The sequence below is a fragment of the Nitrospinaceae bacterium genome (genome assembly GCA_018669005.1).
In the GTDB taxonomy this organism is placed as follows: domain Bacteria; phylum UBA8248; class UBA8248; order UBA8248; family UBA8248; genus UBA8248.
In genome coordinates, this window is sequence record JABJAL010000073.1 from 14,197 (window position 1) to 30,237 (window position 16,041).

Here is a 16,041-nt window from a genome sequence, read left to right on the forward strand (position 1 = left end):
TGCGGCAGGTACGGTGATTTTTCTTGTGCTAGAGACCATCAAACACAGAGGTCTCGGGCTTTGCAGAATCAACATCGCTTCGAATAATGACAAAGCTTTCATCCGGATAGAGCCATCTTCGCGCCAGGCGGAAGACGCGCCAAAAAGAATTGTTGCCTATCTGGCTTTTGTGCGTGAAAAGTGCGCTCCACTTTTTTTTTCGAACGGGAATGACATTGACCCGCGTGGTAATTTCCTCATCCGGGGTCCCGTATTTGGTTTCGTCGAAATCAGGATTGTCGAGCGGGGTTTTCTTGCCCAGGATTCGCATCCATCGCCAGGTGCGGAGCAACCGCGAACGGGCCCACGCCGTGTGATACACCTTCGGCACCCGCCAGGGGGGAATATCGCCGAGGCGCTCAGGATCGGCAGCCACATCAAGCGCAGCCATGGCAGAGCGATTCGCCATCAAATGATCAGGGTGGCCATAGCCCCCTTTTTTGTCGTAGGTGATCAACACGTCGGGCTGATGTTCCCGAATGATACGTGCAATCTTCTCGGCCACCTCGCCAGGCTCGGCATTGGCGAAAACCTCGCCAAGTTTATTGCTCTCCCAGCCCTCCATGCCTGAATCGGAATAGCCAAACTGATAGAGGTGCGAGAGCCCCAGAATTTTGGTCGCCCCCTCAAGCTCGCCACGGCGCACCTCAGCCAGAGCGCGACGGTCCTCTGCACTCTCCTCGGGATTCAGAGACAGACCAATCACCTGGCCGCGATCACCATTCGTGCATGTGATCAAAACCGTGGTGTGGTCCGCCTCGGCGCAACGCGCAATCAAACCGCCCGTTCCGCTGCACTCATCATCCGGGTGGGCGTGAACCATGAGAAGGGTGAATTTACGGGAGGTGCTCCCGGCCTCAAGGCTAGACATGAAGGTAAATCGACTCCCCAAAAAAAAAGCCGCCGGCCAGCGGCCGACGGTCTTTTCTTTTTAAAAGACTAGTTTGTGTGAATCCAGGTATCGCCGGTGGCGAGAAGTTCATCGACATCTCCCTCGCCATTTGCGACGGCAGCATCAACCTGGTTGTGAAGCATCTCCTCGTAGGGCGCCCGCTCTATATTCCGGAAAATACCAAGCGGCAGCGGGCCGCCATCCGCCTCAAGGCGGCTCAACATGTGAACATACGCCCCTTCCTCATCGTTCTCTCGGTGAACGGTCAATTCTGAATCGTCTGCTGATACGACCTCGGTCTTGAAGTCGTTGAGACGCACTCCCTTGCGATCATCATCGGGCCCAAAGACCAACGGTTTCCCGTCTTCAAGGTAAATAACGTTCTGCTCCTTGATGCCTTTTTCTGTGTATTGTTGCCACGCCCCGTCGTTGAACACGATGCAGTTCTGCATGATCTCAACAAAGGCCGTCCCCTCGTGTTTAGCAGCGGCGGCGAGCACATGATTCATGTGCTTCTGATCGCGATCCACCGTGCGGGCGATGAAGGAGCATTCGGCGCCTACAGCAAGAGAAATCGGATGAAGTGGATAGTCGATGGAGCCCATTGGTGTCGATTTCGTTTTCGTTCCGACAAGCGAGGTAGGCGAATACTGACCTTTCGTGAGGCCATAAATCCGATTATTGAAAAGAAGTATTTTGATGCCAATGTTGCGCCGCATAGCGTGGATAAGGTGGTTGCCGCCGATGCTGAGCGCGTCGCCATCGCCCGATATGACCCAGACGGAAAGCTCAGGCTGCGTCACCTTTACCCCGGTGGCAAACGCCGGCGCCCGCCCGTGAATCGTGTGGAACCCATAGGTATTCATGTAGTAGGGGAAACGAGCAGCACACCCGATTCCACCAACAAACACGAAATTTTCCTTGGGCATATCAAGCTCTGGGAGCACCTTTTGCACGCCCGCCAGAATTGAGTAGTCCCCGCAACCCGGGCACCAACGAACGGTTTGATCCGATTGAAAATCCTTGCGTGAAAGTTTCAGTCCTACCCCATTTGACTTCGCCTTGGTGGCCACGACTAGAGCAACTCCTCGATTTTAGTAATGAGTTCACTGACCTTGAAGGGTTTCCCCTGAACTTTGTTGTATCCGATTGCGTCAATAACAAACTCGGCGCGAATCATCTTCACTAGCTGCCCGAGATTCAATTCGGGCACCAACACCGTGTCGAATTTCCGCATCACTTCCTCAAAATTCGCAGGGAAGGGATTGAGGTGGCGCAAGTGCACCTGGGAGACAGATGCGCCCCTGGCTTGTAGCGCCTCAACGGCCGCCGCGATTGCTCCGTAGGTTCCGCCCCAACCGACAACCAGAACCTTGCCGCTTTCCTGGCCGCAAACGGCGGCAGGCGAAATATCGTTCGCAATACGCTCGATTTTCTCGGCCCTTTTGCGAACCATGTACTCGTGGTTTTCTGGGTCATAGTTGACGTTACCGGTGCCGTCCTTTTTTTCGATGCCCCCGATGCGATGTTGAAGCTCAGGCGTTCCAGGAATGGCCCAGGGTCGCGCCAGTGTTTCGGCGTCTCGCCCGTAGGGCATATATGTTGCCGGGTCGGTGTGATGCTCTGCCTTCATCTCGGCAATATCCGAGAAAGAGGGAAGCTTCCATGGCTCAGAGCCGTTGGCCAGATAGCCGTCGGTCAAAAGCATGACCGGGGTCATGTATTTAACGGCTATGCGGCAAGCCTCGATGGCCGCTTCATAACAATCCGACGGGGTGCTCGCGGCCACGACCGGCAGTGGGCTCTCGCTGTTCCTGCCGTACATCGCCATCATCAGGTCAGCCTGTTCGGTTTTCGTCGGAAGCCCCGTGCTCGGACCAGCCCGCTGCACATTCAGAACGACCAGCGGAAGCTCCGTCATAACGGCCAGGCCAACGGCCTCGCTCTTGAGCGCGATGCCGGGCCCGCTTGAGCAGGTCACCCCGAGCGCGCCCGCATAGGAGGCGCCAAGCGCAGACGATACCGCCGCAATCTCATCTTCGGCCTGAAACGTGTAGACCCCGAAATTTTTGTGCTTGGATAATTCGTGGAGAACATCGCTCGCCGGCGTTATCGGATAAGCGCCCCAGAACAACTTGAGACCCATCTTTTGGGTGGCCGCAATGAAGCCATAGGCAACCGCCACGTTGCCCGAAATATTACGATACTTCCCTTCGGGGTAGGTGGCCTCGCGAACCAGGTACTGGTTGGCCATGAGTTCGGCGTTCTCGCCATAGTAATAGCCAGCCTCAAGCGCCCGCGTGTTGGCAGCAACAATTTCTGTCCGGCTGCCGAATTTTTGGCTGATCCACTCTATCGTGGGCTCCATTGGCCGCGAATACATCCAGAACATCAAGCCAAGGGCAAAAAAGTTTTTGCAGCGATCCGCGAGGTTGGATTGAAGCTCCAACTCGGAAAGCGCATTGCGCGTCAACTCGGTAATGGGCACTTCAAAAACCTGATATTTACCCTTTAGCTCTTCATCGTCGAGCGGGTTCGTTTCGATATCGGCTTTTTGAAAATTTTTGTCCGTGAAATTATCGGTGTTCGCGATAAGCAGGCCGCCGCGTTTTAGGTCTGCAATGTTTGCCTTCATGGCGGCCGGGTTCATGGCAACAAGAACATCAAGTACATCGCCCGGCGTATGAATGTCGGAGCTGCTAAAATTAATCTGAAATGCGCTCACGCCTGCCAACGTTCCGATAGGCGCTCTGATTTCTGCAGGATAGTCGGGAAAGGTTCTTATATCGTTTCCTGCGATCGCCGATGCCGTTGTGAAGCGATCGCCCGTCAATTGCATTCCGTCGCCCGAGTCTCCGGCAAATCGAATTGTTACTGACTCAACGTCTATCGTCTCCTTCTTACTCGCCCCGCCGTTTGCTCCATGTCCGTTCGTAGTGTCACCCATCTTTTACTAGCCCTTTTAAAAACATTTTGCGGGAATGGCCACACTTCAAAACACCTAGTTTTGAAGTAGTTAAAAACCCTCGTCAATCGAAACTTGCACCTTATTTCCTTCGAGTGCAATCGCGGTCAACGTTTGATAATTCAACGTAATGACCACTGCGCCGAATTATGTCCGATAATTGGCGAAATCGTCAATCAAAACAAGGTAAATTTAGTCATATTTGAGATATTTTCACTTGGCGGCCGAGCCATCGAGCCCCATTTCCATGGCCACCGTCTTCATCGCCTCTAAGGTGATGACAATATGCTCGGCGAGGGGCACATCCAGTTCCTCGGCCCCCTTCTCGACATCTCCCCGATTAACCCCCCTGGCGAAGGCCTTATCCTTCCATTTTTTCTTGATGCTTTTGGGCTCAACCTCCCGGATATCCTTGCTCGGCCGGACCAGCGCCACCGCCGTGATAAGGCCCACGAGCTCATCGACCGCAAAAAGGGCCCTTGCCATCGGCGTATCCCTGGAAACATCCAGATACTCAGCATGGCCGAGTACCGCCTGAATCATCTCCTCGGGATACCCTTTCTCCTTTAAAACCTGACACCCGATTCGAGGATGCTCCTCCGGGGTGGGGTGCTTTTCGTAGTCCATATCGTGAAGGAGACCGGTGACACCCCATAAGGCCTCATCTTCCCCGAACTTTCGGGCATAGGCCCGCATCGAGGCCTCAACGCCCCGTGCGTGCGACCGGAGGCTTTCCCCTTTTGTCCACTCAAATAAAAGCGTCTCGGCCGAGGGACGATCAAGCGTCATTTTTGGCTCCAGTTTATGGCCTGAAAAATCCTGGTCCCCTCTCCTGCGGGCCCAGCTTCATTAACCCGTATTTAGGCATGATTGGCTGAAAACCACAACTTTTAAACGGCATTTCCCCTCCTGGTATTCCATGTTCCAGTGGTGTAACTTCAAAAAAAATGAATCGGCCCCTAATTTTCTCGGTTTATCCAGGCAAGGAGAATTTCCATGCTCTTGAACAAAGAACGTGCGCTAGCCCTCATGGCCGAGCATGAACTGGTCGCCATCATCGGAACCACCCTTGAAAACGTCACCTATCTGACTGGGCACGTAGGATGGGCGCAGCGGGTCTATCGCAGCCTTCAGAGCTATGCGGTGCTGACGAACGATCCAGATGCCGGAAGCGATCTGATCCTCACCCGGTCGGACAACACGTATTATGCCGCCTTCAGTGGCTATCCCGATCGGGTGTACAGCTATGGCGGAAAAACTGCCGTCATTTTCCCCGACAATTTCGAGCCCGCCGACGATGAGCAGCGCCGCTTTCAAGAGCTCACCGAAAGTGCGGCCAGGCACAAAACCGTTCTCGACGCCCTTCTGGCCGCCCTAAAAGCCAGGGGCATCACCCGGGGGCGCATCGCCCTCGACAACGAGGGCTGCCCGCCAGCCCTGTTCGACTCGCTAAAAAAAGCGCTGCCTGGCTGCGAATTCATCCCCGGCTCGAACCTGTTCCTGATGATTCGCCTTGTAAAGACCGATGAGGAACTTGACCGTCTCCGAGCCGCCGCCCAGGTGAACGAGGACGCCATCTCCCAGGTGTTCGCCAACCTGCGCGCCGGCATGACCGAGAACGATGTGGCCGAGATCTGGCGTCAAAACGTCGCCCGGCCCGGCGCCATGTGGCACTGGTTCCATTTCAACAGCGGCCCGCGGAGTTGCTTCATTTTCCCGCCCACGGATCGCAAGCTTCAAAAGGGCGACAACTTCATGTTCGACGCCGGGTTGTTCTTCAAGAATTACAACGCCGACACGGGCTCGTGCGGCTCGATTGGCGAGCCTAATGAGACAGCCCAGCGGCAGTGGAAAGGAATCGAGACGGGTTTTCATTCGGCGCTTGAGGTTATCAAAGAAGGCTGCACGGGCCAGCAGATATACCGGGCGCTCCTTGAGGGCATCCACGGTGCCGGCATGCCAGAGTTCACCAGCCCCTTCGCCGGCCACACCATCGGTCTTGAGGCGCGCGAGTTTCCCTTCATCCTGAGCGATGAATCGAAATACGACTTGCCCTTCTTGCCGTCCACCTCGGAGATTCCGCTTCCCGAGAACGCCGTGATCAACATCGAGGCGCCAGTGGGCACCGTCGGATTCGGGGGCTACCAGATCGAATACTCGGTCGTTGTCAAAAAAGGCGGCTGGGAGCCTTTGATACCCCAGGAGCGGCACTTCCATGTGATAGATGCTTAATATGTTATTCACCGTAATCAGAGATGAATGCTAGCGGTGACGCCGCCGGCGAGGCTTGGGGCGAGAAGCACTTTAGTTGGGTAGCCGCGTGGTCCACCTGGCCGGACTTGATCTGGCGGCTAAAATAGAGGAATACATCTTTCGACAATCCCTCGTCTTCGAGGTCGGCTTGACAATAAATTTTCCAGGCACACTTTTCCCCTTCGGGAAGGGGATATTATATTCCAGGAGTTGACTCATCGATATCGTGATTACAGGCGCCAACAGCGCCGTCGGACAAAATCTGATTCAGTACATTAGCCAGAGCCCATCCATCGTTCCCACGAGGATAAGGGCTGTGGTGCGCGATGTGAGCCAGGCAGCAGGGTTACGTCCACTGGCAGCCGAAATCATCGAGGTCAACTTCCACGATCCCGACTCGCTCCGCGAAGCCGTCCAGGGAGCCGAGGCCCTTGTACACCTTCCCGGAACGCTATGGCCCAAAACCGGTGAGAGCCTATGGGATGCCAACAGCCAGCCGGCCATCGCCGTCATAGAGGCGCTCAAATCGGACAGCCTAAAATCCTTCGTCTACATCAGCCACCCCGGTGCGGACCAAGATTCGAAAAACGGTTTTCTCCAGGCAAAAGGGATTGCCGAGCAAGCGATTCTGGGCGCTGGCTTTCCCGGCTCTATCTTTAAAGTGCCGATGATACTGGGAAAGGGAAACCAGACCCTTGAGCAGATCATTCAAGAAACCAAGCGCCCCATATCCCCCATCATCGGTGGCGGCTCAACAAAGGTTCAACCCGTATCCCAGACGGATATTGTCGCCGCGATCGCCTGGGCCATCACAGAGCCCCTCGCCCCCATGCGGACCTTCTACATCACGGGGCCCGAAACGATCACCTACGCCGATCTCCTTAACCGAGTTGCCCGCAAACTCGGCAAGCGACCCAAGATACTCCCGATACCCAAATTCATGGCCCGTCTCGCGGGCTGGACATTGGGAGCAACAAACTACAGCGCCGCCATCGGAACGAACTTCACCGAACACCTCGACAAGCGCCAGGAGCCCAGGCAACAATTCCCCTTCACGCTGGCTCCGGTAAATGAGACGCTCGACCGAATATTCCCGATGTCCTAGTTTGGCTCGGCAAATCTATTTAGGACTCACGCCACCAGCAATTCTCGAAATTATCCCTCGGAGAATTGACACACTCCAGCGAACCCACTAGCTTTATACCCATACTGACATCAGCATTTATCAGCTATGTGCTACCTCCATTTTGCTAATGGATGAGGATTTAAATTCAACCGCAACATATCCTTTCGTTTTCTTGCGCATCTGCCAGATAGACGAGAATGGTTGTTGTCATTCCATCGAATCCCTGACCCGGGCCAGATGCGACAGCGTGTTGCGATAGCAAGAAGTTTCATGTCTCCCTTCCGGGGAAGGAGAAAATTCATGCCGAAGTATGCGATGGCGATTGACCTGAGCCAGTGCATTGGCTGCCACGCTTGCACGATTGCGTGCAAGAGCGAGCACGACATCCCAATCGGCTCGTGGCGTTGCTGGGTGAAGGAAGTCGAAAAAGGGGTGTTCCCACAAACGCGGCGCGAGTTCTTGCCGGTCCTTTGCAACCAGTGCGATGACGCACCCTGCAAGAATATTTGCCCGACATCCGCCCTCTTCCGCCGCCCGGATGGCATCGTTGATCTCGACCCCGAGTGGTGCATCGGGTGCAAGGCCTGCATGGTGGCCTGTCCCTACGATCAACTCTTCATCGACCCGAATACGAACACGGCTGAGAAATGCAATTTCTGCTCGAACCGTCTTGAGGCGGGGCTTGAGCCCGCCTGTGTTGTCGTGTGCCCCACCCAGTGCCGCATTTTCGGCGACCGGGAGGACGAGGGCTCGCGTCTTTCGGGCCTCATTGCCCATGAGCCCGTTAATGTCCGTAAACCCGAATACAACACCAAGCCAAACATCTACTACTTTAAAGGCAGTCGTCAGACACTCGACCCCACAGTGGCCAGCCAATCGGGCATCTATAAGCAAGGCGAGGTCGATGAGCAGAGCCAAGATGTGATTCCCGAGTGGGAAAACAAACCGGGCGAGAGCCGCACGGTGTACGACGTATTTCACAAAATCCCATGGGACACGAAAATTATCGGCTACCTGATGACAAAGGGGATAAGCGCAGGGCTCCTTATCTTAAGTCTCATCATGTGGGGACTGGGCTTCAATAGCTCCCTGTTCTCTATCTGGATGCCCATCCTGAGCGGGCTTCTTCTCGCAGGAACTGGCGCTCTTCTCATAACCGACCTTAGGCGGCCCGAGCGCTTCTACTACATACTCATCAGGCCGAACTGGGGAAGCTGGATGACGTGGGGCACCTACTTCATCGCCCTGGACGGTATATTCACCGTTCTATGGATTCTGTCCGCCATGAGCGGCGCCGAGGGCGCGATGAACACCCTCTACTGGCCAACTATCGTCATGGGCTCGCTTGCCTCGATTTACACGGGATTTTTCTTCGCCCAGGGCGCGGCGCGCGACCTATGGAAGGGAAGCGAGAATACGGTGGACATCGCCGTGCAGACAGTGGTGAAGGGGGCTGCAGGACTCATATTCTTCGCCACAATCTTCCCGATTTCAGGCAAGATTCCGGCCCTCGTATTTTTAGGCTCGATTCTGGCTGGCTCGCTCATGCTTCATCTGGCGATACTGCTTTTCTCGACACTGATTCACCGCTTCGGCTCGGCGCCACTTGAGCGGGCGGTTGATCTTCTCGTGAGCGGGCCGCTCAAGTGCGAGTTTTGGGGCGGGGCGATTGCGATGGGCTGCGCCATTCCCATTATGTTGATCTGGTGGCTCGGCATGGGCGGCATGGGTGCCTTGCTGGCGGCGATACTCGCCACAGCAGGCGCTTATTACTGGGACAGAGTTTGGGTGAAGGCCGGTCAGGCCATTCCCCTTTCATAATAGGTAAAAGGAGAACCCTTCATGGCAGCGCCTCATCTTCAGGCGGCACGAGGAGCAAGAGACATCGAATCACTCGGTCGGTCGGATCTTCTCTCGAAGGGCGTCGCACCCGCACCGGCGGGCCTGGAAAACCACGTTCATACCAGCGGCTTGCTCGTCTCCTACCCGAGCCCTGATAAGTGGGACGATTGGCACGAGTACGAGAGCACCAATTGGCCCGATAAGGTCCGCCGCAACTACATGCTGGTGCCCACCCTTTGCTTTAACTGCGAGGCGGGCTGCGGGCTGCTGGCCTATGTGGATAAAGATGATTTAAAGATCAGAAAAATCGAGGGCAACCCCCTGCATCCGGCATCAAGAGGCCGCAACTGCGCCAAGGGCTGGGTGACGGTAAACCAGATATACGACCCGGATCGCATCCTCTACCCGATGAAGCGTGCCGGCGAGCGCGGCGAGGGCAAATGGGAGCGCGTGAGCTGGGACGATGCGCTCGATGACATCGCCGGGCGAATTCGCAAGGCCATCCAGGAGGAGCGCCGCAACGAGATCATCTACCACGTCGGGCGGCCCGGCGAGGACGGCTTCATGTTCCACACCCTCGCCTCCTGGGGCATCGACGGGCAAAACAGCCACACCAACGTGTGTAGCGCCTCGGCGCGCATCGGCCAGGTCCTCTGGAATGGCGGCGATAGGCCCTCGCCCGACTTCACGAACGCCGAGGCCATCTTTTTAATCAGCAGCCACCTCGACACGGGCCACTACTACAACCCCTCGGCCCAACGAATTATCGAGGCCCATTCGGCAGGCGCCAAGCTCATCGTAATTGACCCGCGCCTCTCGAACACCGCCGCCAAGGCCGACTACTGGCTGCCCGCCTACAGTGGCACCGAGTCTGCCATCCTCCTGGCCATTGCCAAGCACCTGCTCGACACCGACCAGTTCGATGCCGAATTCGTTGAGGAATGGTTCAACTGGGGCGAGTACATGGCGGCAACGCATCCGAATGATGCGTCCACTTTCGAGAATTTCATCACCCGGATGAAAGAAGAGTACGCCGAGTTCACCTTCGAGTACGCTGCCGATGAATCGGGGGTGGACGCTGACCTCATCGCCGAGGTGGCCCAGGTCGTTGCCCGTGCGGGCAGCAAACTGTGCGTCCATGTCTGGCGCGCCGCCGCCACGGGTAACCTCCACGGCTGGCAGGTCGCCCGTTGCCTCCACTTCCTGCCCTCCCTGACCGGCGCCGTCGGCACCGTGGGCGGAACCCACCTCGCAGGCTGGCACAAGTTCGCTCCGGCACATCCGAACCCGGCGCCCGGCCCGGGAGTGTGGAACGATTTACTGTACCCAAAAGAATATCCACTTGCTCACTACGAGATGAGCTTCCTCATGCCGCACCTTATGAAAGACAAGGGCCACAAGGTCGATACGTATTTCACGCGTGTCTACAACCCGGTCTGGACAAACCCGGATGGCTTCATGTGGATCAATATGCTCAAGGACCACGACAAGATGGGCTGCCACGTGGCGCTCACGCCCACCTGGAACGAAACATCCTGGTTTGCCGACTACGTCCTTCCCATGGGAATCGCCACCGAGAGGCACGACAATCAGAGTCAGGAGACGCATCCGGCCAGATGGGTGGGTCTTCGCCAGCCCGTCATGCGCGTGGCGCGCGAAAAACTCGGCGAGAACATCACCGACAGCCGCGAGACGAACCCCGGCGAGGTATGGGAGGAGGACGAGCTTCAAATTGAGCTCTCCTGGCGCATCGACCCGGACGGCTCGCTCGGCATCCGCAAACACTTTGAGAGCCCCTACCGGCCCGGCGAGAAAATCACCGTTGATGAGTACTACCGCTACATGTTTGAGAACAATGTGCCGGGGCTTCCTGCAGCCGCTGAAAAAGAAGGACTCTCACCGCTAGAGTACATGCGCAAGTATGGCGTCTTCACCACCGAGGACAATATTTTTGAAGTTCATATGCGCGAGATGGGGGCCGAGGCCTTAGAGGGCACCGATGTGGACGAGACAAGCGGTGCGGTCCTCAAGGGAGGTAAGCCGGTGGGTAACATGAGCAAAGGCGCAGCCCGCAACGGCTTTGGCACACCGTCTAAAAAACTTGAGTTCTACAGCGGTACCATGGCCGATTGGAAATGGCCCGAGCAGGTGCTTCCCCGCTACGAGAAGACCCACGTTTATTGGCGCGACATGAAGCGCGACAAAAACGAGTTCGACCTGTTGCCGAACTATCGACTTCCGACTCTGATTCACACGCGCTCTGGCGTGAAGTGGCTCTACGAGATTACCCACAACAATCCTTTGTGGGTTCACACCTCGGACGCAAAGCGGCTAGGCCTCAAGACTGGCGACCTGGCCCGCGTCGAGACACCAATTGGCCACTACGTGACGCGTTGCTGGGTAACCGAGAGCATCAAGCCCGGTATCGTCGCCATGGCACACCACATGGGCCGCTGGCGCCTCACCGAGGACATGGGCGCGCCCAAGATTGCCTCGGCGCTAGTGCGCATCGATGAAAAGGAAAACGGCAAATACGCCATGCGCCAAATTCACGGCGCACAGCCATTTAAAAGCGATGACCCCGATACCGAGCGGATTTGGTGGCGCGAGGTGGGTGTGAACCAGAACCTCACCTTCCCGGTTAACCCGGACCCGGTGAGCGGGATGCACTGCTGGCATCAGCCCGTGAAGGTCTTCAAGGCCGCACCCCACGAGCGCTACGGTGATATCGAGGTGGACACAGAGAAGAGCTATGAGCACTACAAAAAATGGATGGAAATGACCCGGCCCGCACCTGGCCCGGACAACCTGAGGCGTCCGCTGTGGTTCAATCGGCCCAATAGACCGCAGCCCGAGGCCTATAAATTTCCCGAATGAATGCTCTGTGGAGAAAAACGCCCGCCCCGGAAGAGTTAATCGAGCAGGCCGCCCTCAGGCGGCAAATCTACCGGGTTCAAGCCACTTGTTTTCTAGATCCTCCCGATGAGGAACTTCTCGCCTTCCTGGGGGAGAACTACCCTCACCTCCTCGACGGGGAGGAGAACACAGTAACCGAGGAGGGTCTCAAAGCCCTCCGGGTGGACTTCACTAATCTTTTTCTACTCTCAAGCCCCCCCTATGAGGCCGCGCTGATGGACGAGAGCGGCCATCTCAACTCAAAGGCCACCGACCGCGTAACGGATTTTTATCGCGCCACGGGCTTCAACCCGGGACTTGGAAGCGGCGGCTCGCGACATTCGGGGCTTTTGGCCATGGATCACATCAGCGCCGAGCTAGAGTTTCTCTCGCACCTCGCCGGGCGCGAGGAGGTGGCATGGCAAGAGGGGAACCGGGAGCTAGCGGTCCAAAGCCTAAACCACACAGCGCAATTTATGGACGCGCATTACTTAAGGTGGATGCCGCTGCTAATGGTAAGTTCAGAAGAAGACGCCGAGACAGGTTTTTACCGTGCGCTCGCAAAATGGACCCGCGAGTTCACGCTAGCAGACAGAAAACACATCGACGGAATACTAAAGGCCATCTAGCCCTGCGACTGAAAAGGGGCGCCAGGGGCTTCCTCTTCCATGTCGCGGGCCCATTTTCTCGCTTTGCCAAGCGAGCGTTTCAGCTCCCTCGCCCGGCTACTCCACTCGCTCCAGGCGCCCTTGGCCGGAGGGCACTCTTTCGACCAAACCTTGAAGCGCCCAAGCCAGAGTTCGGCCTCATCCTCAATTCGCTTGATCAACTCCTCAATCTGGCCCTCGGCCCCGGCCTCGCGAAACATATTTTCTAGCATTCGCGAGCGATTCTGGACCCCGGAGCGAAGACCCATCTCAAAGCCCAGCCGCCTTATCCTTGCGCGAGAGAGAAAAATGCCGCACCGCGCAGGATTCGTCAGCATCTCGGACACTTCCTTGAGATTGCCGTCCTTAAAAGTGTCGCCGATATCGGTCAATGCTCTACTCCTGGAAAGATAGAATACTCTCGCGCCGCTCACTGCCTCGGGAAAGTCCCGATCCGGAAATGAGACGCATCTATTTATATATCCTCGCCACCTTGGCGGCTAGCGGCAGCGATATCATCGCAATGGGCGCAGAAAAAGCTAGGAAATGCTACGAAAAGTAGACATCAGCCCCTAATAGAGCCAGTGATTGATGTCGGGCATAAAGCCGAAGAACAGGATGACCACAAGCGCAAGAGGAACATAGAACAACGAATGAATAAACATGTTCTCAGATCTTAGGTGCATGAAATAGGTGAGAACAAGAACCGCCTTGGCAATGGACAGACCGATAACCACCACCATATCGATCGGTGGGGGCAGCACCCTCGACACGAGGACAGAAACAATTGCGAGAACGACCAGATAGGCCCAGATGACGATATTTTTCGGTCCATGATTCTCGGCAGCGGACATATTTCCTCCAGAGTAAAACTAAAAAATTCATCCCGAATATTTTATATCTCTTATCTGCCCCTAGCCCAGATAAAGCAGGGGGAAGAGAAAGATCCAGACAACATCGACAAAGTGCCAATAGAGGCCGCAGTATTCTGCGCGATGACCAAAGCGCTTCAGCCCGCCGGGCTTGGAGACAACCACTAGCAGACTTATGTTCGCAATGATTCCGGCAATAACATGGAGGGCGTGAAGACCCGTCATCCCGAAATAAAATGCCCAGAACATTGATTTATCCGGCAACAGACCTTCGTGGATATGGGTGCTGTATTCCACACCCTTTATAACGAGAAACAGAACGCCAAGTCCTATCGTCACCTTCATATATTTGCCGAACTTGTCCTCATCGCCCGCCTTTTGCGCGGCCATCACCTCAACAATGGTAAAGCTACTGGTTAAGAGAATGAGGGTATTGATCGATCCGAGCAGGACGTTGTTGTGCTCGATGTCGCCAGCCCACTCCTGCCCCACCAACCGAAGCAAAATAAATGAGGCGAGCGCGCCGCCAAACACCATTATTTCCGAGGCGAGGAACCACCACATCCCCAGCTTGGCCGCCGGAAAGGGAACCTCCATCGTTTCCGGGCGCGAGCCCGCTGCGGAATCCATTCTCATCTCCCCTCGTGTTCAGTGTTGGCAAAAATCATTGCAAGCCTCATTAAGAATTATTTTACGGGCGCTCCGGCTCAGATGGCGGGATCGTTCTGCGCCACCCATTCTTTGTCTACACCCGGGACGGCGTATTCGTACGGCATGTTGTGCACCTCGGGCAGGGCCCCTGGCCAGTTGCCATGCGGGGGTGGCGAGGGCGTGGTCCACTCAAGCGTCGTCCCGCCCCAAGGGTTCTCGCCAGCCTCTTTGCCCTTAAAAATGCTCCAGAGGAAATTCACCGCGAAGGGAAGCTGGAATAGGAAAAGACCGATGGCGGCGTAGGTCATCCACTCGTTCCAGGGCTGGAGCGGCTTGAAAAGCTCATATTTTGTGTGGTCGGCGACGCGCCGAACCATTCCGCCGAGGCCGACTAGGTGCATGGGAACGAATACGGCAAGAAAACCGAAGAAGGTGCCGACGAAATGCACAATGCCCCAGGTCTCGTTCATCAAGCGGCCAAACATCTTCGGGTACCAGTAATAAATTGCTCCGAATCCGGCCAGGAACACCGTGCTGAACAGCGTGCTGTGGAAGTGGGCAACGACGAACAGCGTGTCATGGATATATATGTCCACGGGCGCCGAGCCGTTGAAGATGCCTGTGACGCCACCGAATATGAAAACCGAGATACCGCCCAGGGCGAACCACATCGCCGCAGAGAGCTGAATCGAGCCTTTCCATAAGGTCGCCAGCATCGAGAACATGATAAAGGCGAAGGGAACCGAGATGAGTATCGTCGTGATACTGAAGGGCGTGGCGAGCCTTGGATCTAGACCCGAGATGAACTGGTGGTGAGCCCAGACGACGAAGCTTAGGATACCGGCAATAAATACGGCATAGATTATCGGACGGTAGCCGTAGACCGTCTTACGCGCAAAGGTTGAGGTAATCTCAATCATAGCGCCAAGGGCTGGCAGGAGGATAACGTAGACCTCAGGATGGCCGAAGAACCAGAAAAGATGCTGCCAGAGCAGGGGGTCTCCCCCACCCTCGGCGAGGAAAAAACTCGTCCCAAGGTTTCTATCCAGCAAGAGGAATACGGCACCGGCAATAAGAGGCCCCACAGAGAGCAAAAAGATCAGCGAGGCGATGCCTATCATCCAGACCATAATCGGAAGGCGAAACAACGACATCCCCCGGGTTCTCATATTTATCGGGGTCACCAGAAAATTGATTCCGCCCACTAGAAAAGACGCGAACTCCACGGCCAGTGCAAGGAGCCACAGATCAATCCCCCATATGACGCCCGTGTAGTCCACCCTCGCCGAGAGAGGCGGATAGCCCGTCCAACCGGCAGAGGCAGGGCCTGCTTCTACGAAAAATGAGGATATAAGGACAAGGGAGGCGACAACGAGCAGCCAGACCGAGAGCATGTTCAGACGAGGGAAGGCCATGTCGCGTGCGCCAATCATCAGAGGAAGGAGGAAATTCCCCATCGCCGCCAGAAGCAGCGGCATCGCGACGAAAAAGACCATTATCGTCCCGTGCATGGTGATGAGCGAGTTATAGACATCGGCGCCAATTCTGCCGGTTGGCATGAAATCAGCGTCCTCTGAAATCCACCCGAAACCCCATACCGGTGTCTCGGGCCAGGCAAGCTGCCAGCGCATCATGTAGGCCAACAGGCCCCCGGCGAAGGCCCAGAAAAGGGCGATGAAAATATATTGCCGGGCGATCACTTTGTGATCAGTTGAGAATACGTATTTGCTCACAAAGCTCGTCGGCGCCTCATGGGGGACATCATGCGTCGATTCGGCGGCTGCGCTCATGTTTTCCCTCTATTATCTAGTTAGATGAGTTCTTAATTTGCTCAATATTCGATAGGTCCGGGAAGCAAC

Annotated in this window: 13 protein-coding genes; 5 read left to right on the plus strand and 8 right to left on the minus strand. The window is 56.0% G+C overall.

Going from position 1 to position 16,041, the window contains the following annotated elements; translation table 11 throughout:
- Positions 1–28: 28 nt before the first annotated feature.
- The 4 genes from HOJ95_11595 to HOJ95_11610 form a co-directional block, all read right to left on the minus strand.
- Positions 29–910, minus strand: a complete 882-nt coding sequence (locus tag HOJ95_11595) for a GlcNAc-PI de-N-acetylase (GenBank protein ID MBT6395343.1) — start codon at positions 908–910, stop codon at positions 29–31.
- Between the two features lie 68 nt (positions 911–978).
- Positions 979–2,004, minus strand: a complete 1,026-nt coding sequence (locus HOJ95_11600) for a 2-oxoacid:ferredoxin oxidoreductase subunit beta (protein ID MBT6395344.1) — start codon at positions 2,002–2,004, stop codon at positions 979–981.
- Positions 2,005–2,006: 2 nt separating this feature from the next.
- The gene (locus HOJ95_11605) at positions 2,007–3,878 is read right to left on the minus strand and encodes a 2-oxoacid:acceptor oxidoreductase subunit alpha (protein MBT6395345.1); all 1,872 of its coding nucleotides are present in this window, start codon (positions 3,876–3,878) and stop codon (positions 2,007–2,009) included.
- 231 nt (positions 3,879–4,109) lie between these two features.
- Positions 4,110–4,685 carry an HDIG domain-containing protein gene (locus HOJ95_11610; GenBank protein MBT6395346.1) on the minus strand — a complete coding sequence of 192 codons (576 nt, stop codon included), beginning with the start codon at positions 4,683–4,685 and terminating at the stop codon, positions 4,110–4,112.
- A gap of 207 nt (positions 4,686–4,892) precedes the next feature.
- Here HOJ95_11610 and HOJ95_11615 point away from each other — a divergent pair, with 207 nt between their 5' ends.
- The 5 genes from HOJ95_11615 (at position 4,893) to HOJ95_11635 (ending at position 12,641) form a co-directional block, all read left to right on the plus strand.
- Positions 4,893–6,128, plus strand: a complete 1,236-nt coding sequence (locus HOJ95_11615; GenBank protein MBT6395347.1) for an aminopeptidase P family protein — start codon at positions 4,893–4,895, stop codon at positions 6,126–6,128.
- 247 nt (positions 6,129–6,375) lie between these two features.
- A complete protein-coding gene (locus tag HOJ95_11620) occupies positions 6,376–7,254 on the plus strand; it encodes an NAD(P)H-binding protein (GenBank protein ID MBT6395348.1) in 879 nt (292 codons plus the stop codon).
- Positions 7,255–7,575: 321 nt separating this feature from the next.
- The gene (gene nrfD / locus HOJ95_11625) at positions 7,576–9,096 is read left to right on the plus strand and encodes a polysulfide reductase NrfD (GenBank protein ID MBT6395349.1); all 1,521 of its coding nucleotides are present in this window, start codon (positions 7,576–7,578) and stop codon (positions 9,094–9,096) included.
- A 21-nt stretch (positions 9,097–9,117) separates the two neighbouring features.
- Complete coding sequence (locus HOJ95_11630; GenBank protein ID MBT6395350.1) at positions 9,118–11,994, plus strand: molybdopterin-dependent oxidoreductase; 2,877 nt, start codon at positions 9,118–9,120, stop codon at positions 11,992–11,994.
- A complete protein-coding gene (locus tag HOJ95_11635) occupies positions 11,991–12,641 on the plus strand; it encodes a molecular chaperone TorD family protein (protein ID MBT6395351.1) in 651 nt (216 codons plus the stop codon). Before HOJ95_11630 ends, HOJ95_11635 begins: the two co-directional genes overlap by 4 nt.
- Here HOJ95_11635 and HOJ95_11640 read toward each other — a convergent pair.
- The 4 genes from HOJ95_11640 to HOJ95_11655 all read right to left on the minus strand — a co-directional run bounded on the left by HOJ95_11640 (position 12,638) and on the right by HOJ95_11655 (position 15,972).
- Positions 12,638–13,051 carry a hypothetical protein gene (locus HOJ95_11640; protein MBT6395352.1) on the minus strand — a complete coding sequence of 138 codons (414 nt, stop codon included), beginning with the start codon at positions 13,049–13,051 and terminating at the stop codon, positions 12,638–12,640. The genes HOJ95_11635 and HOJ95_11640 overlap by 4 nt on opposite strands.
- 180 nt (positions 13,052–13,231) lie before the next feature.
- Positions 13,232–13,513 carry a hypothetical protein gene (locus HOJ95_11645; protein MBT6395353.1) on the minus strand — a complete coding sequence of 94 codons (282 nt, stop codon included), beginning with the start codon at positions 13,511–13,513 and terminating at the stop codon, positions 13,232–13,234.
- Positions 13,514–13,573: 60 nt separating this feature from the next.
- On the minus strand, positions 13,574–14,161 hold the full coding sequence (locus tag HOJ95_11650) for a hypothetical protein (GenBank protein ID MBT6395354.1): 588 nt from the start codon (positions 14,159–14,161) through the stop codon (positions 13,574–13,576).
- A 77-nt stretch (positions 14,162–14,238) separates the two neighbouring features.
- Positions 14,239–15,972: a cytochrome c oxidase subunit I gene (locus tag HOJ95_11655; protein MBT6395355.1), complete on the minus strand. Its 1,734-nt coding sequence runs from the start codon at positions 15,970–15,972 to the stop codon at positions 14,239–14,241.
- Between the last annotated feature and the right edge of the window lie 69 nt (positions 15,973–16,041).